At 69.7% G+C, this 22298-nt stretch carries 15 protein-coding genes; 14 read left to right on the forward strand and 1 reads right to left on the reverse strand.

Annotation, left to right across the window (positions count from 1 at the left end):
- Window positions 1–49 precede the first annotated feature (49 nt).
- The 6 genes from DEJ17_RS00545 (at window position 50) to DEJ17_RS00570 (ending at window position 7912) form a co-directional block, all read left to right on the forward strand.
- On the forward strand, window positions 50–1729 hold the full coding sequence (locus DEJ17_RS00545; protein WP_110891594.1) for a DUF885 domain-containing protein: 1680 nt from the start codon (window positions 50–52) through the stop codon (window positions 1727–1729).
- Window positions 1730–1887: 158 nt separating this feature from the next.
- The gene (gene rpsA, locus DEJ17_RS00550; RefSeq protein ID WP_042540921.1) at window positions 1888–3366 is read left to right on the forward strand and encodes a 30S ribosomal protein S1; all 1479 of its coding nucleotides are present in this window, start codon (window positions 1888–1890) and stop codon (window positions 3364–3366) included.
- A 92-nt stretch (window positions 3367–3458) separates the two neighbouring features.
- Entirely contained in the window at window positions 3459–4061 is a 603-nt protein-coding gene (gene coaE, locus DEJ17_RS00555; RefSeq protein WP_110891595.1) for a dephospho-CoA kinase, read from the forward strand.
- Window positions 4058–5101 carry a hypothetical protein gene (locus DEJ17_RS00560; protein WP_146239572.1) on the forward strand — a complete coding sequence of 348 codons (1044 nt, stop codon included), beginning with the start codon at window positions 4058–4060 and terminating at the stop codon, window positions 5099–5101. Before coaE ends, DEJ17_RS00560 begins: the two co-directional genes overlap by 4 nt.
- A 22-nt stretch (window positions 5102–5123) precedes the next feature.
- A complete protein-coding gene (locus DEJ17_RS00565; protein WP_181420967.1) occupies window positions 5124–6620 on the forward strand; it encodes a class I adenylate-forming enzyme family protein in 1497 nt (498 codons plus the stop codon).
- Window positions 6617–7912, forward strand: coding sequence for an acyltransferase (locus DEJ17_RS00570; RefSeq protein WP_110891598.1), 1296 nt, complete (start codon window positions 6617–6619; stop codon window positions 7910–7912). The genes DEJ17_RS00565 and DEJ17_RS00570 overlap by 4 nt, the downstream gene beginning before the upstream one ends.
- Before the next feature lie 208 nt (window positions 7913–8120).
- Here DEJ17_RS00570 and DEJ17_RS00575 read toward each other — a convergent pair whose 3' ends face one another.
- On the reverse strand, window positions 8121–9449 hold the full coding sequence (locus DEJ17_RS00575) for an MFS transporter (RefSeq protein ID WP_110891599.1): 1329 nt from the start codon (window positions 9447–9449) through the stop codon (window positions 8121–8123).
- A gap of 169 nt (window positions 9450–9618) precedes the next feature.
- On the opposite strand from DEJ17_RS00575, the gene uvrB reads away from it, so the two are divergent.
- From uvrB to DEJ17_RS00615, 8 genes are all read left to right on the forward strand, one after another.
- Window positions 9619–11691: an excinuclease ABC subunit UvrB gene (uvrB, locus tag DEJ17_RS00580; protein ID WP_110891735.1), complete on the forward strand. Its 2073-nt coding sequence runs from the start codon at window positions 9619–9621 to the stop codon at window positions 11689–11691.
- On the forward strand, window positions 11681–12598 hold the full coding sequence (locus DEJ17_RS00585) for an SDR family NAD(P)-dependent oxidoreductase (protein ID WP_110891600.1): 918 nt from the start codon (window positions 11681–11683) through the stop codon (window positions 12596–12598). Before uvrB ends, DEJ17_RS00585 begins: the two co-directional genes overlap by 11 nt.
- 48 nt (window positions 12599–12646) lie before the next feature.
- Window positions 12647–15676 (forward strand): excinuclease ABC subunit UvrA, encoded by a 3030-nt coding sequence (gene uvrA, locus DEJ17_RS00590; RefSeq protein ID WP_258366577.1) that lies wholly within the window; start codon window positions 12647–12649, stop codon window positions 15674–15676.
- On the forward strand, window positions 15677–17707 hold the full coding sequence (gene uvrC, locus DEJ17_RS00595; protein WP_110891601.1) for an excinuclease ABC subunit UvrC: 2031 nt from the start codon (window positions 15677–15679) through the stop codon (window positions 17705–17707).
- A 103-nt stretch (window positions 17708–17810) separates the two neighbouring features.
- Complete coding sequence (rapZ, locus tag DEJ17_RS00600) at window positions 17811–18710, forward strand: RNase adapter RapZ (protein WP_110891602.1); 900 nt, start codon at window positions 17811–17813, stop codon at window positions 18708–18710.
- 75 nt (window positions 18711–18785) lie between these two features.
- The gene (gene whiA / locus DEJ17_RS00605; RefSeq protein ID WP_027465690.1) at window positions 18786–19766 is read left to right on the forward strand and encodes a DNA-binding protein WhiA; all 981 of its coding nucleotides are present in this window, start codon (window positions 18786–18788) and stop codon (window positions 19764–19766) included.
- Between the two features lie 269 nt (window positions 19767–20035).
- A complete protein-coding gene (gap, locus tag DEJ17_RS00610; RefSeq protein WP_027465689.1) occupies window positions 20036–21040 on the forward strand; it encodes a type I glyceraldehyde-3-phosphate dehydrogenase in 1005 nt (334 codons plus the stop codon).
- Window positions 21041–21043: 3 nt separating this feature from the next.
- Window positions 21044–22261: a phosphoglycerate kinase gene (locus DEJ17_RS00615; RefSeq protein WP_110891603.1), complete on the forward strand. Its 1218-nt coding sequence runs from the start codon at window positions 21044–21046 to the stop codon at window positions 22259–22261.
- Window positions 22262–22298: the final 37 nt, after the last annotated feature.

Raw genomic sequence — 22298 nt, forward strand, 5'->3', positions numbered from 1 at the left:
CGGGGCGGCTCGGGGGTCGTCCCGACCTGCGGGTCGGTAGGGTCGGGGCATGAGCGAAGAGCGTCCTGTCCGCCAGCCGTCCGCCGTCGACCGTGTCGCCGAGGACTGGGTCACCACCCTCGTCGACCTCGAACCGACGACCGCCACGTACATCGGTGTCCCGGGGCGCACGGGGGAGTACGGCGACACCTCGCCCGCCGGCGCCGCCGCGATGGCCGAGGCCGCCCGCGGGGCGAAGCGCGCGCTCGACGCGGCAACGGCCGTCGACTCCGTGGACCAGGTGACGAAGGCCGACCTCGGCGCCGAGCTGGACCTGGTGCAGGAGTCGTACAAGCGCAAGCTGCACCTCCGCGACCTCAACGTCATCGCGAGCCCCGCGCAGTCCGTCCGCGAGATCATCGACCTGATGCCGACCGCGACCGCGGACGACTGGCAGGACATCGCGAGCCGACTGCACGCGCTCCCTGACGCCCTCGAGGGCATCCGCGAGACCCTGCTCGAAGGCACGCGCGAAGACGTCACGCCGGCGAAGCGCCAGGTTGCCCTGGTCGCCGAGCAGGCAGCCCGGAACGGCGCCGAGGACGGCTTCTTCGCCCGCCTCGCCGACGGCGCCGCCTTCGACGACGGTTCGCCGGTACCGGACGCGCTCCGAGCCGAACTCACCCGCGGGGCCCAGGTCGCCTCGGCCGCGTACCGTTCGCTCGGGCAGTTCCTGGAGCACGAGCTGCTGCCGCTCGCCACACCGATCGACGCCGTCGGTCGTGAAGCCTACGAGTTGCACTCCCGCCGGTTCCTCGGTGCGGTCGTCGACCTCGACGAGACGTACGAGTGGGGCCTCGAGGAACTCGCGCGCATGCGGGACGAGCAGGAGCGCATCGCCGACCGCATCGAGTCGGGGGCAAGCGTCGCCCGGGCGATCGAGGTGCTCGACACCGACCCGTCCCGGATCCTGCACGGCACCGACGCACTGCAGCGGTGGATGCAGGAGACGAGCGACGCGTCGATCGCCGCGATGGCGGGGACCTACTTCGACATCCCGGATCCGATCCGTCGCCTGGAGTGCCGGATCGCCCCGACGCAGGAAGGCGGGATCTACTACAGCGGCCCCTCCGACGACTTCTCCCGTGCCGGCCGCATGTGGTGGTCCGTGCCCGAGGGAGTCACCGAGTTCGGGACCTGGCGCGAGAAGACGACGGTCTACCACGAGGGCGTCCCCGGACACCACCTGCAGATCAGCCAGGGCGTCTACAACCGCGGCGAGCTGAACACCTGGCGCCGGCAACTGTCCGGGTCGTCCGGGCACGTCGAGGGCTGGGCGCTGTACGCCGAGCGTCTGATGGAACAGCTCGGGTTCCTCGACGACGACGGTGACCGGCTCGGCATGCTCGACGGACAGCGGATGCGTGCGGCCCGGGTCGTGCTCGACATCGGGGTGCACCTGCAGAAGACGAACCCCGACGGCGGTGGCTGGACGTGGGAGTACGCCCTCGACTTCATGGGGCAGAACGTGAACATGGACCCGGCGTTCGTCCGGTTCGAGGTCGCCCGGTACTTCGGGTGGCCCGGGCAGGCACCCTCGTACAAGGTGGGGCAGCGCGTCTGGGAGTCCATCCGCGACGAGGTGGCTGCGCGCGAAGGAGCCGACTTCGACCTGAAGGCGTTCCACCACCGCGCGCTCTCGCTCGGCAGCATCGGCCTCGACACCCTGCGGACCGCCCTGGTCGGGTGACGCGCCGTCGACACGCCCGGTTGTGGGGCTTCCGCCGGTGCGGTTAGACTTGTGCGGCGCAATCCGCGCCACTCAATCAATCGCCACGGCGGTGCATCACGGGGGCCGAGTCCCCGCACGCCATGGCCCGACTCATGTCCGTTCGGAGCAATCTCTACATGACAACCACTACGACCAAGGCTCCTAAGCAGGTCGCCATCAACGACATCGGTTCGGCTGATGACTTCCTGGCCGAGGTCGAGAAGACCCTGAAGTTCTTCAACGACGGTGATCTCATCTCCGGCACCGTCGTGAAGATCGACCGCGACGAGGTCCTCCTCGACGTCGGTTACAAGACCGAGGGTGTCATCCCCTCGCGCGAGCTCTCGATCAAGCACGACGTCGACCCCAACGAGGTCGTCGAGGTCGGCGACGAGGTCGAGGCCCTGGTTCTCCAGAAGGAGGACAAGGAAGGCCGCCTCATCCTGTCGAAGAAGCGCGCGCAGTACGAGCGTGCGTGGGGCGACGTCGAGAAGATCAAGGAGTCCGACGGCGTCGTGACCGGGACGGTCATCGAGGTCGTCAAGGGCGGCCTCATCGTCGACATCGGCCTTCGTGGCTTCCTCCCCGCCTCGCTCATCGAGCTCCGTCGTGTCCGCGACCTCACGCCGTACCTCGGCCAGGAGATCGAGGCCAAGATCCTCGAGCTCGACAAGAACCGCAACAACGTGGTCCTGTCGCGCCGCGCGCTCCTCGAGCAGACGCAGTCCGAGTCCCGGACGACGTTCCTCAACAACCTCCACAAGGGCCAGGTCCGCAAGGGCATCGTGTCCTCGATCGTCAACTTCGGTGCGTTCGTGGACCTCGGTGGCGTCGACGGTCTCGTCCACGTCTCCGAGCTCAGCTGGAAGCACATCGAGCACGCCAGCGAGGTCGTCGAGGTCGGACAGGAAGTCACCGTCGAGATCCTCGAGGTCGACCTGGACCGCGAGCGTGTGTCGCTCTCGCTCAAGGCGACGCAGGAGGACCCGTGGCAGGTCTTCGCCCGCACCCACGCGATCGGTCAGATCGCACCGGGCAAGGTCACGAAGCTCGTCCCGTTCGGTGCCTTCGTCCGCGTTGCCGACGGCATCGAGGGCCTCGTGCACATCTCGGAGCTCTCGAACAAGCACGTCGAGCTCGCCGAGCAGGTCGTCTCGGTCAACGACGAGGTCTTCGTCAAGATCATCGACATCGACCTCGACCGTCGCCGCATCTCGCTCAGCCTCAAGCAGGCGAACGAGGGCGTGGACCCGGAGAGCGACGAGTTCGACCCGGCGCTCTACGGCATGCCGACCGAGTACGACGACAAGGGTGACTACAAGTACCCCGAGGGCTTCGACCCGGAGACCAACGAGTGGCTCGAGGGCTACGACACGCAGCGCACCGAGTGGGAGGGCCAGTACGCGGCCGCCCAGGGGCGTTGGGAAGCCCACAAGGCGCAGGTCGCGAAGACCATCGCCGACGAGGCGCAGGGTGGCTTCGACCTCCCGGCCACGGCTTCGTCGTCGTCGTCGTCGTCCTCGTCGTTCGCCGGCGAGACGGGCGGCGCGAGCCCCCTGGCCGACGACGCGTCGCTCGCTGCACTCCGCGAGAAGCTCAGCTCGACCAACAACTGATCGAGCGGTTCGTCCCGACCGGAAGCCCGGCACCCCTGACAGGGTGCCGGGCTTCCGGCATTTCCGCGCGTTCGTGTCGTTAGCCTGTTGCCGTGCACATCATCGGACTCACGGGCGGCATCGCCGCGGGCAAGTCGACGGTCTCCCGACGCTGGGCCGAGCACGGGGCCGTCGTCGTGGACGCCGATCGGCTGGCGCGGGATGCGGTGGCACCGGGTAGCCCGGGTCTGGCGCAGGTCGCCGATCGGTTCGGGCCGTCGGTCATCGCTGCCGACGGCTCGCTCGACCGGCCGGCGCTCGGGTCGATCGTGTTCGCGGACCCCGCGGCGCGGAAGGACCTCGAGGCCATCACCCACCCCGAGGTCTGGCGGCTCGCGCAGCAGGCGTTCGACGCTGCCGAGGCCGCCGACCCCGATGCCGTGGTGGTGTACGACGTGCCGCTGCTCGCCGAGGCGCGCGGCTCCCGCCCCCTCCGGTTCGACGCGGTCGTGGTGGTCGACGCCCCCGCGGCGCAACGCATCGGACGGCTCGTCGAGCACCGTGGGATGCCACGTGACGAGGCCGAGCGCCGGGTCGCCGCCCAGGCGAGCGACGCGGACCGCCTCGCCCTCGCCGACCACGTCGTCGACGCCACCGGGACGCTCGAGCAGACGATCCGCTCCGCTGACGAGGTGTGGGCGCGGATCACGGCATGAGCCACCGCCTGCTGCTGGTCCTCGCCGCGATCGTCCTCGTGGCGATCGGCGTCGGCTCGCTCGTGGCTGCGAACGTCCTCGGCGCCCAGCGCGTGGCGGACAACGGCCGGGTCGCGGTGCACGAGCGGCCATCGGGTGACGAGTACGGGCCCGAGGGGGAGTTCCACCGGTTCCGGCTCGGCACGGTCAACGGTGAGCGGCTCACCCCGAACCGGGACGACTTCGCCGCGCGCACCTCGACGGACGGCCCGCTCCTGCTGTTCCTGCCCGCGACCCGGTCCCGCCCGGCCGAGTACCAGCGGTTCCTCGGGGCCGCCCTGGCCGACGGCTACCACGTGCTCGGACTCGACTACTGGAACCTCGGCCGCACCCTGTCCGGCACCTGCGAGGCGAACGCACGCTGTTACGGCATGGTGCAGCGCAACCGGTTCGACGGCACCAGGCCCTCGGAGTTCAGCGCGGTCAGTCCGGCCGGGTCGATCGTCTCGCGCTTCCGTGACGCCGTCGCGTACCTCGACGACCACGACCCCGACGGCGGGTGGGGACGGTTCGTCCAGGGCGACGACCGAATCGTCTGGGACGACATCGTCGTCGCCGGTCACTCCCAGGGCGGCGGAGAGGCCGCGTACATCGCCCACATCCGCAGTGTCCACGGTGCGCTGATGTTCTCCTCGCCCGTCGAGTCCCGCGGCCCTGCGCACGCAGCGTGGATGGACCGCCCGGGCCGGACACCGGTCGACCGGATGTACGCCATCGACGACGTCCGTGACACCTTCGGCCCCCGCATCACCGGTTCGTGGGACGCCCTCGGGTTGAGCGGCGTTTCCGGGCCGTTCGAGACGGACACCACACCACCCGTCGCCGGCGCGGACCCGCACGCGATCCGCACCGACCTCGGCGGCGACGGCAAGGCGCACTCGCTGATCATCAAGGACTCGACACCGCTCAGCCGCGACGGGGTGCCCCGGATGCTCCCGCTCTGGCAGTGGATGCTCCACCGGTTCTCCACAGATCCCGCTGTTCCCTCCGACCGCTCATAGGGTCGCGCAATAGCCTTTGCGGGTGCAGCCCGTTCGCGAAGAACCCGACCTGCGCTCGCTCATCCGGGCCCGTGCGGCCGACGGGGGCGAGCGCCACTTCCTCGAGGACGCTCGCTCCGAGCGCGTCCTCACGTACCGCGCGCTCGACGGCGCGGTGACCGCCTGGTCGCGCACCTTCGACGCGATCGGCATCGCGCCGTCGGGTGCCGTCCTGGTCGACGTGGGCGACCCACTCGCGTTCGCGGTCGTGCACCTGAGCGCCGTGGCCTCCGGCCGCCGGGCGATCCCCGTCGACACCGGCCAGCCGACCACCGAGCCCGGCCGTCTCGCCGACCTGATCGGCGGCGCGTCCATCGTGGTGTCGGACCGGGCGGTGGACGCGTCCGTCCCCGGGGCCCCGGCCAGTGGGATCGACCCAGCCACGTTCCTCCCGGCCGCCGTCCGTGACGGTGACCCGCCCGCTGACAGCCCGCACGCACCGGGCGAGGGCTCCGTCGTGCTCTTCACCTCCGGCTCGACCGGCACACCGAAGGGTGTCGAGCTGCCGGAGACCCAGCTGCTGTTCGTGGCCCGGGCCGTCGCGCGGCACAACCGGCTCGTGCCGGACGACCGTGGGTTCAACTCGTTGCCGCTGTTCCACGTCAACGCCGAGGTGGTCGGGCTGCTCGCGACGCTCGTCGCCGGAGCGACCCTCGTGCTCGACCGACGATTCCGCCGCACCGGCTTCTGGGAGCTGCTCGCGGAGCGACGGATCACCTGGCTGAACGCCGTCCCGGCGGTCCTGGCCGTGCTGGCGAAGACCGGGCCCCTCGAGTTCCCGCCGGGCCTGCGGTTCGTGCGCAGCGCGTCGGCGCCGTTGCCCGATCCCGTGCGCGCCGCCCTCGGCGACGTGCCACTCGTCGTGAGCTGGGGCATGACCGAGGGCGCCTCCCAGATCACGGCGACCCCGCTCGACGAGCCCGCCCGGCCCGGCACCGTCGGGGTGCCGGTCGGGTCCGAGGTGCAGGTCCGCGGCGAGGACGGCTCGGCCCTGCCGGCCGACGAGATCGGCGCGCTGTGGGTACGTGGTGAGGGGATCGTCCGCGGGTACCTCGGCGGCCGTGCGTCCGAGCGGTTCGACGCCGACGGCTGGCTCCACACCGGTGACGTCGGCTCCGTCAGCGCCGACGGATGGGTCTCCCTGGCCGGGCGCTCCGACGACGTCATCAACCGCGGCGGCGAGAAGGTCTACCCGTCCGAGGTCGAGGACGTCCTGCTCGGCGACCCACGTGTGCTCGAGGCGGTCGTCGTCGGCCGCCAAGACGACGTGCTCGGAGCCGTGCCGATCGCCTACGTGATCCCGCAGCCGGACGAGCCCGTCGATCAGGCAGCCCTCGTGGCCGATCTCCTCGCCCGGTCCGAGGCGAACCTGACGCGGTTCCGTCGACCCGTCGAGATCATCGTCGTGCCCGACCTGCCGCGTGCACCCACCGGCAAGGTCCAGCGCGCGAAGGTCCGGACGATGGTTCGGCCCTCGTGAACGGATCGACGCACGTGTCCCCGGCGTCGATCGGTGCCGAGCCGGGGGTGCAGACGCCGACACGCACGGCCGCGGGCAAGCCCCGGCACCTGTACGAGGTCGACGTGCTCCGCATCCTCACCTTCGCATGCGTCATCGGCGTGCACACCACGAGCCACACCGCCGCCACCGACGACGTCGGGCTGAACGCGCTGCTCGCCCTGCTCCACTTCACCCGGCTGGTCTTCTTCTCGCTGACCGCGTTCGTGCTCGTGTACAGCTACACGTTGCGCCCACGGCCGATGGCGCAGTTCTGGCCGAAGCGGTTCCTGCTCGTCGGGGTGCCGTACCTGGCGTGGTCGTTCGTCTACGTCGCGTCGGCCTGGCTGCTGAACCCCATCCGACGCGGCGACGTCCCGGACCTCGTCCGCACCGCGGCCGAGGGCATCGTCACCGGCACCTCGTGGTACCACCTCTACTTCCTGCTCGTGACGATGCAGGTGTACCTGCTCCTGCCGGTGATCGTCTGGCTGGTGCGTCGTACCCGAGGGCACCACGTGACGGTGCTGGTCGTGGCGCTCCTCGTCCAGCTGGTGGTGTTCGCCGGGTACAAGTACTTCCCGGCGAGCGACGCGTGGATGCACGGGTACCAGAAGCAGTTCTTCTTCTCGTACGTCTTCTTCATCGTCTCGGGAGCGATCGCCGCCGACCACGCGGACGCCTTCCTGCGGTTCATCCGGGTCCACCGACGGTCGGTGCTCTGGGCCTTCGCGGGCGTCGGCGGCCTGACACTCGGCGTGTGGGCGCTGCAGGTCGGCCTCGGGCAGTCCCTCTACGCCGCGGGCACGCCGCTGCAGCCGATCCAGGTGATCTGGAGCACAGCGGTGTTCGTCGGGTTCCTGGCGATCGGGGCCGTGTGGGCGGATCGCCGGCGGCCGGGCACCCGGACCGCTCGTTTCGTCGACTACGCGTCCGACCGCTCGTTCGGGATCTTCCTGAGCCACCCGTTCCTCATCTGGATCCTGCTCTACGGCGACGGCTGGCTCGAGTCCGTGGTGCCGCGCCCGTGGCTCACCCTCGTCACGTACGTGCTCGTGTTGGTCCTGTCCGTCGCCGTGACCGAGCTGTTCCGGTGGACGCCGCTCAGCGTGCCGCTGACCGGCCGGCCGTCGTTGTCCTCGCGGGCGCAGCGAGCGGCACGGACACGTCGTTCCGGAGGCGTCCCGGTGCCGCAGCTGTCGCCGGAACCGGTGGAGCCGGACGACGCCCTCGTCGGCGAGACGGACGACGTCGGGCGGCGCGCCGTGCGCTGAGCGCCCGCCCGCACGGCGCAGCTCCCGTGCGAGGTCCCGTCCGTGGTGCGAGGGGGGCGCCAGCGCACCGAGTCCGGAACCTCGCACCAGCCGTGCGGGGCGGTGGAGGCGAGGTGCGCGGCCGGGAGGCGCGGGTCGGGCCCGACCCGTGCCTCCCGGCCGTCGCGTGCGGACCACCAGGGCCGGCGCACGTTCCGTGCGTCGCCCGTCAGGCGTGGCGCTGCTCGGCCCTCGGTGTGCCGATCTCGAGCACGCCGTCGGTCGACGTCAGCCGCTGGGGCTTCATGAACCAGGCGACGACGGCCGCGGCTCCGAGCAGGACGCAGGAGAGCGCGAAGGGCAGCTGCCAGCCCGAGGCGTCGATGAGCAGGCCGAACACGATGGGCGAGACCACACCGGCGACGCCGAAGCCGGTGTTCATGAAGCCCGAGGCGGTTCCGGACCACTGCGGCGCGACGTCCATCGGGATCGCCCAGAGGTTGGCGTTGCAGAGCTCCAGGAAGAAGAACGACAGGGCGAGCGACACCGTCGCGACGAACAGACCCTGCCCGATGACGAGCGGGATGAGGCAGACGAGCGACCCTCCCAGGCCGATCACCAGGATCGTGCGACGGGCGTTGCGGGTGTTCCCGCCGCGGTGGATGATCCGATCGCTCAGCATCCCGCCGACGGTGTCCCCGACGACACCGGCGAGCAGGATGAGGGTGGTGAACAGGGCGAAGTCGGCGATCTCCAGACCGTATGTCGAACTGAGGAACGTCGGCAGCCACGTGAGGAAGACCCAGAGCGTCCAGCCGTACCCGAAGTCGACGAAGGTCACCGGCAGGATCTGCTTCGCCATCTGGCGCCACGGCACCGGCGGGCGGGTCGCGCGGGTCTCGACCGGGGGGAGCTCGGCGAGCTCGACCGACTTGATGCCCTTCGCCGACTCGGGCTTGTCGCGGAACCAGACGAACCAGACGACGGCCCACGCCAGGGACAGCACCGCCGTGGCGAAGAACGCCCAGCGCCAGCTGCCGGTGGCACCGATCACCCACGCGACGAGGAGCGGGGCCAGGGCGTTGCCGAGCCGCGCCGCGGAGTGGACCACGCCCTGGGCGAAGCCGTTCCGGTCGCGGGGGATCCAGCGGCTCATCGCCTGGGTGGCTGTCGGGAACGCGGCGGCCTCGCTGAGGCCGAGCAGCGCACGCGCGGCGAACAGGGTCCAGAAGCCGACGGCGAACCCGGTCCAGAGCGTCGCGACGCCCCAGATGACCGTGATGACGAAGAGCGCCCGCCGCGGCCCGAACTTCTCGCTGATCGTGCCGCCGAACACCTGCAGCAGGGCGTAGGGCAGGGAGAACGCGGACACGATGAGCCCGGCGGTGGCCTCGTTGAAGCCGAACTCCTCGGTGATGTGCGGCAGGGCGGTCGAGATGTTGGTCCGGTCGATGTACGAGATCGCGTACATGAAGCAGAGCAGGACGAGCACCCGCCCGCGGATGCGTCCGCGGAACGGGGTGCCCTTGATCGGTGCGGCCGGGGTCGCCGTGGTCATGAGGCCTCTTCTGGGAGTGAGAACGAGTCGGGTGGCTGAACGGATCGGACGGTATGCCCGGTGACCATCAGTCGACTTGGAGCCCGCTTGGAGCGGACAATACGCCGAGGGCGAGCAAGGGTCCTCGGTGTCAGGGGTGCCGACTAGCGTGGTGGGCATGGGTGTTGCGATCGAACCGACCCGAGCGGTGCGTCCGTTCGAGGTCATCAGCGAGTACTCGCCGAGCGGTGACCAGCCCGCGGCCATCGCGGAACTCGCCGGGCGGATCAACGCCGGTGAGACCGACGTCGTGCTGCTCGGCGCGACGGGTACCGGCAAGTCGGCGACGACGGCGTGGCTCATCGAGCAGGTGCAGCGACCGACGCTCGTCCTCGCGCACAACAAGACCCTGGCTGCACAGCTCGCGAACGAGTTCCGCGGACTGATGCCGAACAACGCGGTCGAGTACTTCGTCTCGTACTACGACTACTACCAGCCCGAGGCGTACGTCCCGCAGACCGACACCTTCATCGAGAAGGACTCCTCGGTCAACGCCGAGGTCGAACGGCTCCGGCACTCGACGACGAACTCGCTGCTCAGCCGCCGCGACAGCGTCGTGGTGTCGACGGTCTCCTGCATCTACGGCCTGGGGACGCCCGAGCAGTACATGAACGCGTCGGTCGCACTGCACGTCGGTCAGACGATCTCCCGCGACCAGCTGGTGCGCAAGTTCGTCGCGATGCAGTACCAGCGCAACGACGTCGACTTCGCCCGTGGCACGTTCCGGGTCCGCGGCGACACCATCGAGATCATCCCGATGTACGAAGAGCACGCCATCCGCATCGAGATGTTCGGCGACGAGGTCGAGGCGCTCTCGTCGCTGCACCCCCTCACCGGCAACGTCATCGACGACCTGCCTGCCGTGTCGATCTTCCCGGCTTCGCACTACGTGGCCGACACCGACGTGATGCACCGCGCGATCGCCTCCATCAAGGAAGAACTCGCGGAACGGCTCGCCGAGCTCGAGGGTCAGGGCAAGCTGCTCGAGGCCCAGCGACTCCGCATGCGCACCACGTTCGACATCGAGATGATGGAGCAGATCGGGTTCTGCTCCGGCATCGAGAACTACTCGCGCCACATGGACGGCCGTGGCCCGGGCGAGGCGCCGCACTGCCTCATCGACTACTTCCCCGACGACTTCCTCCTGGTCATCGACGAGTCGCACGTCACCGTGCCGCAGATCGGCGCGATGTACGAAGGCGACGCTTCCCGCAAGCGCACGCTCGTCGAGCACGGCTTCCGTCTGCCGAGCGCGATGGACAACCGCCCGCTCAAGTGGGAGGAGTTCCTCGACCGCGTCGGCCAGAAGGTCTTCCTGTCGGCGACGCCCGGCAAGTACGAGCTCGGCATCACGGACAGCGTGGTCGAGCAGATCATCCGCCCCACGGGCCTGATCGACCCCGAGATCGTGGTCAAGCCGAGCGACGGCCAGATCGACGACCTGCTCGAGGAGATCAAGCAGCGTGCCGAGAAGAACGAGCGCGTCCTGGTCACGACGCTCACGAAGCGCATGGCGGAAGAGCTCACCGACTTCCTCGGCAACGCCGGCGTCCGGGTCCGGTACCTGCACTCCGACGTGGACACGCTCAAGCGCGTCGAGCTGCTGACCGAGCTGCGTCAGGGCGTGTACGACGTGCTCATCGGCATCAACCTGCTCCGCGAGGGCCTCGACCTGCCCGAGGTCTCGCTCGTCGCGATCCTCGACGCCGACAAGGAAGGCTTCCTGCGGTCGTCGACGTCGCTCATCCAGACGATCGGTCGTGCCGCCCGCAACGTGTCGGGGCAGGTGCTCATGTACGCCGACAAGATGACCGACTCGATGAAGCAGGCCATCGAGGAGACCGACCGGCGCCGTGAGAAGCAGGTGGCGTACAACCTCGAGCACGGAATCGACCCGCAGCCGCTGCGCAAGAAGATCGCGGACATCACCGAGGTCCTGCAGCGCGAGAACGACGACACCAAGGCGCTGCTGCAGGGCCGCGCGGGTGCCGACGGTCGTCGGTCGCCCACGCCGAACCTCAAGCGCGGTGGCATCGCCGGCGAGGGCGCGACCCAGCTCGGTGCCACGATCGCCGACCTCAACGACCAGATGCTGCAGGCTGCGGCCGAGCTGAAGTTCGAGCTCGCGGCGCGACTGCGCGACGAGGTGCAAGACCTGAAGAAGGCCCTGCGCCAGATGGAGTCGGCCGGGCATGTCATCTGACGGCGCCCGCACGGTCGTCGTCACCGGCGCGAGTGCCGGCCTCGGCTACCACGCCGCGGAGCAGCTCGCCGCGGCCGGACACCGCGTGGTGCTGGCCACGCGCGACCGCGGTCGGGCGGATGCCGCCGAGCGCAGCATCCGGCGGCACGTCGACGGAGCGTCGCTCGCCCACGTCCACCTCGACCTCGCCGACCTCGACTCGGTCCGTGCTGCCGCCGACGAACTCGCCGCGCTCGAGCCGGACGGCATCGACGCGGTCCTGAACAACGCCGGTGTCGTGGGGGCGTCGACCCGGGGGAGCACGGCACAGGGCACCGAACTGCAGATGGGCACGAACCACCTCGGACACTTCGCGTGGACCGCCCTGGTCCTGCCCCTGCTCGAACGACGAGCCGGCCGGGTCGTGCACCTCGGGTCGATCGCCCACCGGTTCGCACAGCTCGACACGACCGATCCACTCGGGGTCGGTCGGTACTCGAGCCACCGCCAGTACGCCAGGAGCAAGCTCGCGGTGATGCTGTTCGGCTTCGAGCTCGCCGAACGACTGGCCGACTCGGGGTCGTCCGTCTCGAGCGTCGTCGCGCACCCCGGCTTGTCGCTCGACCGACTGTCACCGGCCCGCCCGGACGTCGGGCCGGCGCGCCCGGAACCCGAGTGGATCCGCCCCCTGCAACGGGTCGTTGCCCAGGGCAAGGACGTCGGTGCCCAGCCGCTGGTGCACGCGGCCGTCGGTGCTGACGTGCGATCGGGGGAGTACTGGGGCCCTGCGGGCCGGATGCAGCTCCGCGGCCCCGCGACCGTGGTGCCGGCCGAGCCACGGGCGCACGACCGCACCGTCGCGGCGCGACTCTGGGCCTCGAGCGAGGGTGCCTCCGGTGTCGCGTTCGCTCTCGACGCACTCGTCTGACCCTCCATCCCGGCGGAATGTCGGTGCCGCTTCGTAGAATCGACGACGATGACCATCACCTCTGATCCCGGTACCTCGACGTCGGGCCGGAACGCCTTCGGCGAGCCCGCTGACCTCCACCTTCCCGGCGGGACCGCACCGCACAGCACCTCCACGCTCAGCGTGCGTGGTGCTCGCGTGCACAACCTCCGCGACGTCGACCTCGAGATCCCGCGCGACTCGCTCGTCGTGTTCACCGGCCTGTCCGGCTCGGGCAAGTCCTCGCTGGCGTTCGACACGATCTTCGCCGAGGGGCAGCGCCGGTACGTGGAGTCGCTGTCCGCCTACGCGCGCCAGTTCCTCGGCCAGGTCGACCGTCCCGACGTCGACTTCATCGAAGGGCTCTCGCCGGCGGTGTCGATCGACCAGAAGTCGACCAACCGCAACCCCCGGTCGACGGTCGGCACCATCACCGAGGTCTACGACTACATGCGTCTGCTCTGGGCGCGCATCGGGGTCCCGCACTGCCCGACGTGTGGCGAGGTGATCAGCAAGCAGACCGTGCAGCAGATCGCCGACCAGCTCATGCAGTTCGAGTCCGGCACCCGCTTCCAGGTCCTCGCGCCCGTCATCTCGAAGAAGAAGGGCGAGTTCGTCGACCTCTTCCAGGAACTCGCGGCGTCCGGCTACGCCCGTGCGATCGTGGACGGGGAGCGCATCCAGCTCAGCGACCCGCCCAAGCTCAAGAAGCAGGTCAAGCACGACATCTCGGTCATCGTCGACCGCCTGGTGGCGAGCGACGACATCCTCGGTCGTCTCACCGACTCGCTCGAGACCGCGCTGCGGTTGACCGACGGCACCGTCGGCATCGACCTGGTCGACCACGAGGGGCCCGGAGCGGTCCGGACCTACTCCGAGAACCTCTCGTGCCCGAACAACCACCCGTTGGCACTCACCGAGATCGAGCCGCGCACGTTCTCGTTCAACGCGCCGTTCGGTGCCTGCCCGGAGTGCTCCGGCCTGGGCACGCGCATGTCGGTCGACCCAGACCTGGTGCTCGGCGACCCCGAGGCCTCGTTGCGCGACGGCGTCCTGCTGCCCTGGACCGGGACGAGCGGGCTGTACTCCTACTTCGACAAGCTGCTCGGCGGCCTCGGCAAGGAGCTCGGCTTCTCGCTCGACACCCCGTGGAACCAGCTCGACCCCGCGGTGCAGGCGTCGATCCTGACCGGCAAGGACTTCCAGGTCTCGGTTTCCTGGCGCAACCGCTTCGGACGCGAGATGCGGTACACGAGCGGGTTCGAAGGCGTCATGCCCTACATCGAGCGCAAGTTCGCCGAGGCCGAGTCGGACTCGCAGCGGCAGCGGTTCCAGGGCTACCTGCGCGAGGTCCCGTGCCCGGTGTGCGAGGGCACCCGTCTCAAGCCGGAGGTGCTCGCGGTGACGGTCAACGACCGCAGCATCGCGGACGTCACCGACATGTCACTCGACAACGCGTACTCGTTCATGGACGAGCTGACGCTGACCGACCGTGAAGCGCACATCGCCGCCGCGGTCCTCCGCGAGATCCGTGCACGCCTCGAGTTCCTGCTCGAGGTCGGCCTGAACTACCTCACGCTCGCGCGTGGTGCCGGTGGTCTGTCCGGCGGCGAGGCGCAGCGCATCCGCCTGGCGACGCAGATCGGCTCCGGGCTGACCGGTGTGCTCTACGTGCTCGACGAGCCGAGCATCGGCCTGCACCAGCGCGACAACCGTCGACTCATCGACACCCTGGTCAAGCTCAAGGACCTCGGCAACACGCTCATCGTCGTCGAGCACGACGAGGACACGATCCGCACGGCCGACTGGGTCGTCGACATCGGCCCCGGCGCCGGTGTGAACGGCGGCAACGTCGTGCACTCCGGTTCGTACGAGGGCATCATCGAGAACCGCGAGTCGATCACCGGCGACTACCTCGCCGGCCGACGCGCGATCGAGGTGCCGGCCGAGCGCCGCAAGGTCAACCTGAAGCGGGCCATCACCGTGCAGGGTGCCCGCGCGAACAACCTCAAGTCGATCGACGCGGACTTCCCCCTCGGTGTCTTCACCGCGGTCACGGGCGTCAGTGGCTCCGGCAAGTCGACGCTGGTGAACGACATCCTGTACAAGGTGCTCGCCAACCAGCTCAACGGCGCACGACACATCGCGGGCAAGCACACGCGGGTGAAGGGTCTCGACCAGCTCGACAAGGTCGTGCACGTGGACCAGGCCCCGATCGGCCGCACGCCGCGGTCGAACCCGGCGACCTACACGGGCGTGTTCGACCGGATCCGTCAACTCTTCGCCGAGACACAAGAGGCCAAGACCCGTGGCTACCAGCCCGGCCGCTTCAGCTTCAACGTCAAGGGCGGCCGCTGCGAGAACTGCGCGGGCGACGGCACGATCAAGATCGAGATGAACTTCCTGCCCGACGTCTACGTCGCGTGCGAGGTCTGCGGCGGTGCGCGCTACAACCGCGAGACGCTCCAGGTGCACTACAAGGGCAAGAACATCTCGGAGGTCCTCGACATGCCGATCAGCGAGGCCGCCGAGTTCTTCGAGCCGATCTCGGCGATCCACCGCTACATGGCGACCCTCGTCGACGTGGGTCTCGGCTACGTGCGCCTGGGCCAGAGCGCGACCACGCTCTCCGGCGGCGAGGCGCAGCGCGTCAAACTCGCCACCGAGCTGCAGCGTCGCTCGAACGGCCGCACGGTCTACGTGCTCGACGAACCGACCACCGGTCTCCACTTCGAGGACGTCCGCAAGCTGCTCCTCGTGCTGCAGAGCCTGGTCGACAAGGGCAACACCGTCATCACGATCGAGCACAACCTCGACGTCATCAAGTCCGCAGACTGGCTGATCGACATGGGACCCGAGGGCGGTTCCGGTGGTGGCACGGTCCTCGCGACGGGCACGCCGGAGCACGTGGCGACCGTGCCGGAGAGCCACACCGGTGTCTTCCTGCGCGAGATCTTCGACGCGCAGGACGCGCGGGTCGGCAAGCAGCAGGCGGTCGGCGCACGCCAGGCCACCCAGAAGCAGCAGGGCACGAGCAAGCAGAAGGCGGGTGCTCGGTAGGTGGCGGACACCGTCCCGTGGCGTCCGAAGGCGGGGGAGATCCCGACCGACCCGGGCGTCTACCGATGGCGTGACGAAGCCGGTCGGGTGCTCTACGTCGGCAAGGCGAAGAACCTCCGCGCCCGACTGAGCAACTACTTTGCCCCGCTGCCGACGCTGCATGAGCGCACGCGGCGCATGGTCCTCACGGCGCGCAGTGTCGAGTGGACGACGGTCGGCTCCGAGATCGAGGCGCTCCAGTTGGAGTACACCTGGATCAAGGAGTTCGACCCGCCCTTCAACGTGAAGTTCCGCGACGACAAGTCGTACCCCTACATGGCGGTCACCCTGAGTGACGAAGCGCCGCGGGTGATGGTGACGCGGAACCGCAAGATCAAGGGCGCGAAGTACTTCGGTCCGTACCCGAAGATCTGGGCGGTGCACGAGACCATAGACCTGATGATCAAGGTGTTCCCGATCCGCACCTGTTCGGACTCGTCGTACAAGAAGGCGATGCAGACGGGCCGTCCGTGCTTCCCGGGGCAGATCGGCAAGTGCGGTGGCCCGTGCTCGCAGAAGGTCTCGATCGAGGAGCACCGTGCGCTCGTCGAGGAGTTCGTGCGGTTCATGAACTCCTACGACCGCCGGGTCATCACCGAGCTCCGGCAGCGCATGGGGGCCTCGGCCGACGCGATGCAGTACGAACAGGCCGCGAAGTACCGCGACCAGGTCGAGGCGCTCGAAGCCGTGCTCGAGAAGTCCGCCGTCGTGCTCCGCGACTCGGTCGACCTCGACCTGTTCGGCATCGCCGAGGACGAGCTCGCCGCGGCCGTGCAGCTGTTCTCGGTCCGTGGCGGCCGCATCCGCGGTGTCCGCGGCTGGGTGGTCGACAAGGAGCTGGACATCGCCACCGGCGACCTGGTCGAGCAGATCGTGCAGGGCGTCTACGTCACCGACGAGCCCCCGCGTGAGGTCGTCGTCCCCGAGCTGCCGGAGGACGCCGACGCACTCCAGGAGTGGCTCAGCAAGCGCCGGAACGGACGCGGCACGAAGCTCAGCACCGCGCAGCGCGGCGATCGCGCCGGACTCGCCCGGACGGCCGCGCAGAACGCCGGGCAGGCGCTCATGCTCTACAAGACCAAGCGCTCCGCCGACTACACCACCAGGGCCGCGGCCCTGGCGGACATCCAGGACGCCCTCGGCATGACCGAGGCACCGCTCCGCATGGAGTGCTACGACATCTCGCACCTGCAGGGCACGAACGTCGTCGCGTCGATGGTGGTGTTCGAGGACGGCCTGCCGCGGAAGGACCAGTACCGCCGGTACTCGATCGCCGAGACCACCGACGACACCGACAGCATGTACCAGGTGCTCTCGCGGCGCCTGGCGCGGTTGGACGAGGACGCCGAGCTGCCGGACGTCCCCGACGTCACATCCGACCAGGTCGTCGAGGGGTCGAAGCCGACGAAGCGGTTCGCCTACCGCCCGCAGCTGCTCATCGTCGATGGCGGCCAACCCCAGGTGCAGGCAGCGAAGCGCGCGATGGACGAAGCCGGCGTGCACGACATCGCCCTGGTCGGCATCGCCAAGCGACTCGAGGAACTCTGGCTGCCCGATGACGACTTCCCGGTCATCCTGCCCCGCAACTCCGAGGCGCTCTTCCTGATCCAGCGCATCCGTGACGAGGCCCACCGGTTCGCGATCACCCACCAGCGCAGCAAGCGCAAGCGCGACGTCCGGTCGCGGCTGTCCGAGATCCCCGGTCTCGGCCCGAGCCGTGTCAACGCCCTGCTGAAGCACTTCGGCTCGGTCGCCCGGCTGCGCGAGGCCACGGCCGAGGACATCGGCGAGGTGAACGGGATCGGCCCGGCGACCGCTGCCGCGGTGGTCTCGAAGCTGGCCCAGACGCCGACGAGTGCACCCGCCACGAGCGCGTCGAGCGCCCCCGAACCGGACGCCGACGCGATCGCCGGCACCGGAACCGGAACCGATCCCGGAGGCCCGGTGCGGGTCCCCGAGGTGACCGACGACGGTCCGCAGCGGCCGTCGTGACGAACCCCGCGCCTCCCGGCCGCCACCGGGCGGTAGCCTGGTCCGGCAGCCGAGACCTCCCCGGGCGACGCGCCCGGGCCGCCACGACGGAGCCCACTCCCAGATGACCGACAGCGCCACCGCGACCTCCCACGCGTCGCAGCACGACATCCTCATCGTCACCGGCATGTCCGGGGCCGGGCGGTCCACCGTCGGCAAGGCCCTCGAAGACCTGGGCTGGTACGTCGTCGACAACCTGCCCACGCAGATGCTGGCCCCGCTGACCGAGCTGGCCGACCGCGCGGGGGAGAAGATCCCGAAGATCGCCACGGTGGTCGACGTCCGTGGCGGGCGGTTCTTCACCGACCCCGAGCACGCGGTCGAGCAGGTCCGCTCGAGCACGTCCGCGCGGGTCCGGGTGCTGTTCCTCGAGGCGACCGACGCCGTGCTGGTCCGGCGATTCGAGCAGGTCCGTCGACCCCACCCGCTCCAGGGCGAGGACACCCTGCTCGACGGCATCGCCCGCGAACGCGCGCGTCTCGCCGGCCTGCGCGAGGCGTCCGACGTGGTGATCGACACCTCCGACCTCAACATCCACCAGCTCGCGAACACCGTGATCGAGCACTTCGCCGACGAGCACTTCGTGGGTGTCCAGGTCACGCTGATGAGCTTCGGGTTCAAGTACGGACTGCCCGCCGACGCCGACATGGTGGCCGACGTGCGGTTCCTCCCGAACCCCTACTGGGTGCCGGAACTGCGGCCCCACACCGGGCTCGACCAGCCGGTCTCGGACTACGTGCTGGCCCAGGCCGGAGCCCGTCCGTTCGTCGATCGCTACGCCTCCGTCCTCGAGCCGGTGTTCGAGGGGTACCAGCGCGAGAACAAAAGACACGCTACGATCGCCATCGGCTGTACCGGCGGGAAGCACCGCTCGGTCGCCATCGTCGCCGAGTTGGCGAACCTCCTCCGCGGGATGCCAGGCGTCGCCGTGCGTGTGAAGAACCGAGATCTCGGCCGGGAGTGACCGTCCCTCCGGCCGCTCCCACGCCCGTGCCGCCGGATCTGCGGGAACCACTGAACGAACGTTAGGAATGATGCTGTGCCGTTGACTGCCGAGGTCAAGGACGAACTGGCCAGGGTCGCCGTGAACCGCAACACGGTCCGCGCCGCCGAACTGGCCACGATCCTCCGGTTCGCTGGTGGTCTGCACGTCATCTCGGGCCGCATCGCGGTCGAGGTCGAGCTCGACACCCGGATCATCGTGCACCGGGTCCGCAAGGACCTCGCCGAGCTCTACGGCGTGCGCAGCGAGGCATCGGTGGGGTCGTCCGCGTCCGCCCGCCGTGGCACCCGGTACCTGGTCCGTGTGCTGGAGGCGGGGGAGACCCTCGCACGCCAGACCGGCCTGATGGACGCCCGTCGTCGTCCCGTCCGCGGGCTGCCGAACCGCCTCACCACGGGCAACCGTGAGGACCTCGCCGCCATCTGGCGCGGCGCCTTCCTCGCCTCCGGCACCCTGACCGACCCGGGTCGGGCCGCAGCGCTCGAGGTCACGTGCCCGGGCAACGAGGCCGCGATGGCCCTCGTCGGTGCCGCGTCGCGTCTCGGGGTCGCCGCCAAGGGCCGCGAGGTCCGCGGGGTGCACCGCGTCGTCATCCGCGACGGCGAGGCCATCGGCCAGATGCTGACCGTCATGGGCGCTGCGCGCACCACCGCCGACTGGGAGGAGATGCGCCAGCGCCGCGAGGTCCGTGCGACCGCGAACCGCCTGGTCAACTTCGACGACGCGAACCTCCGCCGTTCCGCGCAGGCCGCCGTGGCCGCCTGCGCCCGGGTCGAGCGCGCGCTCGAGATCCTCGGCGACGAGGTCCCCGACCACCTGCAGTACGCCGGCACCCTGCGCCTGCAGCACCGCGACGCCTCGCTCGACGAGCTCGGCCAGCACGCGGACCCGCCCATGACCAAGGACGCCATCGCCGGCCGCATCCGTCGCCTGCTGGCGATGGCCGACAAGCGGGCCTCCGACCTCGGCATCCCGGGCACCGAAGCGAGCGTTCCCGAGGAGCTCGAAGGGGCCTGAGAGCGGTCTGTCGACCCTGCGGACAGGAGGCGCGGTGCCAGCTGGCACCGCGCCTCCCGTCCGTTTCCGCACCCGTTCTCGGACCCGTTCCCGGCCTGGCCGGCGACCGTCCGGACGGACCGTCATCCCGCTCGGGCACGCACTGTCCGACTGCTAGGGTCGTTACGGCGACGTTACGGGGCGTATCGTCCACCACACGCGGACCCGCCAGGGTGCGCGACTCCCGAAAGCAGCGCCCCCTGGGCGCTCCACACTCACCAGGAGATCCATTGACCGTCAAGATCGGTATCAACGGCTTCGGCCGCATCGGCCGTAACTTCTTCCGGGCCGCCCTCGCGAAGGGCTCCGACCTCGAGATCGTGGCGGTGAACGACCTCACCGACAACGCGTCGCTCGCCAACCTGCTGAAGTTCGACTCCATCACGGGCAAGCTCCCCGCGACCGTCGAGCTCGACGGCGACAACATCGTCGTCGACGGCAAGGCCATCAAGGTCCTCGCCGAGCGCGACCCCGCCAACCTCCCCTGGGGCGAGCTGGGCGTCGACATCGTCATCGAGTCGACCGGTTTCTTCACGAAGGCCGCCGATGCGCAGAAGCACATCGACGCCGGTGCCAAGAAGGTCATCATCTCCGCTCCGGCCTCGGGTGACGACGTCACCATCGTGCTCGGCGTGAACGAGGGTCAGTACGACCCCGCGAACCACCACATCATCTCGAACGCGTCCTGCACCACGAACAGCCTCGCCCCGCTCGCCAAGGTGTTCCACGACAAGTTCGGCATCGAGCGTGGGCTCATGACGACGGTGCACGCCTACACCGCCGACCAGAACCTGCAGGACGGCCCGCACAAGGACCCCCGTCGTGCCCGTGCCGCCGCGCTGAACATCGTGCCGACCTCGACCGGTGCGGCGAAGGCCATCGGCCTCGTGCTCCCCGAGCTCGCCGGCAAGCTGGACGGCTTCGCGCTGCGCGTCCCGGTCCCCACCGGCTCGATCACCGACCTCACGCTCGAGACCAAGTCCGAGGTCACCGTCGACGAGATCAACGCCGCCTACAAGGAGGCCGCAGAAGGCCCCCTCAAGGGCATCCTGCTCTACAGCGAGGACCCGCTGGTGTCGACCGACATCACCACGGACCCGCACTCCTCGATCTACGACTCCGGCCTGACCAAGGTCATCGGCGGCCTCGTGAAGATCACCTCGTGGTACGACAACGAGTGGGGCTACTCGAACCGCCTCGTCGACCTCACCGAGTACGTCGGCGAGCGTCTGTAACACATGGCCCTCCGCACCCTCGAGGACCTCGGCGACCTCGCCGGCAAGCGCGTCGTCGTCCGTTGTGACCTGAACGTCCCGCTCAAGGACGGCTCCATCACGGACGACGGCCGCGTGCGCGCGTCGCTCACCACGCTGAACACCCTCGTCAACGCCGGCGCACGCGTCATCGTGATCTCGCACCTGGGCCGCCCCGACGGCGAGCCCAAGCCCGAGTTCTCGCTCGCGCCGGTGGCCCAGCGGCTCTCCGAGCTGCTCGGCAAAGAGGTCACGTTCGTCGGCGAGACTGTCGGCGACGAAGCGACCGCTGCGGCCGAGGCCCTCGAGGACGGCGACGTCCTGCTGCTCGAGAACCTCCGCTTCAACTCGGAGGAGACCTCGAAGGACGCCGCCACGCGCGGTGCCTTCGCGGACCGCATCGCCGCCCTCGGCGACGCCTTCGTGTCCGACGGCTTCGGCGTCGTGCACCGCAAGCAGGCCTCGGTCTACGAGCTCGCGTCCGCACTGCCCAGCGCAGCCGGTTCGCTCATCGAGACCGAGCTCCGCGTGCTCGAGCGACTGACCAAGGACCCGGAGCGCCCCTACACGGTGGTGCTCGGCGGTTCGAAGGTCAGCGACAAGCTCGGTGTCATCGACCACATCCTGCCGAAGGTCGACACCCTCTGCATCGGTGGCGGCATGCTCTTCACGTTCCTCGCGGCCCAGGGCCACGGGGTCGCGAAGTCGCTGCTCGAGGCCGACCAGCTCGACGTCGTCCGCGAGTACCTCTCGCGGGCGAAGGAGCTCGGTGTCACCATCGACCTGCCGACCGACGTCGTGGTGGCCTCCGGCTTCGCGGCCGACGCCGACCACGAGACCGTCCGGGCCGACGCCATCGAGTCTTCGTCGTTCGGCACGGACGGCACCGGCCTCGACATCGGCCCGGAGACCGCAGCGCGGTTCGCCTCGGCCGTCTCGGGTTCGAAGACCGTGTTCTGGAACGGCCCGATGGGCGTGTTCGAGTTCCCGGCCTTCGCCGCCGGCACGAAGACCGTCGCACAGGCGCTGACCGAGGTCGACGGCCTCGGCGTCGTCGGTGGTGGCGACTCCGCTGCCGCCGTGCGGTCACTCGGCTTCTCGGACGACCAGTTCGGCCACATCTCGACTGGTGGCGGTGCGAGCCTCGAGTTCCTCGAGGGCAAGTCGCTGCCCGGTCTCGAAGCACTGGGGTGGACCGCATGACCCGGACGTCACTCCGTCCCGTGCTCTCGGGAGGCGC

Origin of the sequence: Curtobacterium sp. MCSS17_011 (assembly GCF_003224275.1) — a bacterium.
GTDB lineage: Bacteria > Actinomycetota > Actinomycetes > Actinomycetales > Microbacteriaceae > Curtobacterium.

What these genes read in the sequence shown, in the direction of transcription:
- DEJ17_RS00545 (WP_110891594.1), top strand. Translation starts at nt 50, where the DNA reads ATGAGCGAAGAGCGTCCTGTCCGCCAGCCGTCCGCCGTCGACCGTGTC.
- rpsA (WP_042540921.1), top strand. Translation starts at nt 1,888, where the DNA reads ATGACAACCACTACGACCAAGGCTCCTAAGCAGGTCGCCATCAACGAC.
- DEJ17_RS00560 (WP_146239572.1), top strand. Translation starts at nt 4,058, where the DNA reads ATGAGCCACCGCCTGCTGCTGGTCCTCGCCGCGATCGTCCTCGTGGCG.
- DEJ17_RS00575 (WP_110891599.1), bottom strand. Translation starts at nt 9,449, where the DNA reads ATGACCACGGCGACCCCGGCCGCACCGATCAAGGGCACCCCGTTCCGC.
- DEJ17_RS00585 (WP_110891600.1), top strand. Translation starts at nt 11,681, where the DNA reads ATGTCATCTGACGGCGCCCGCACGGTCGTCGTCACCGGCGCGAGTGCC.
- uvrA (WP_258366577.1), top strand. Translation starts at nt 12,647, where the DNA reads ATGACCATCACCTCTGATCCCGGTACCTCGACGTCGGGCCGGAACGCC.
- rapZ (WP_110891602.1), top strand. Translation starts at nt 17,811, where the DNA reads ATGACCGACAGCGCCACCGCGACCTCCCACGCGTCGCAGCACGACATC.
- DEJ17_RS00615 (WP_110891603.1), top strand. Translation starts at nt 21,044, where the DNA reads ATGGCCCTCCGCACCCTCGAGGACCTCGGCGACCTCGCCGGCAAGCGC.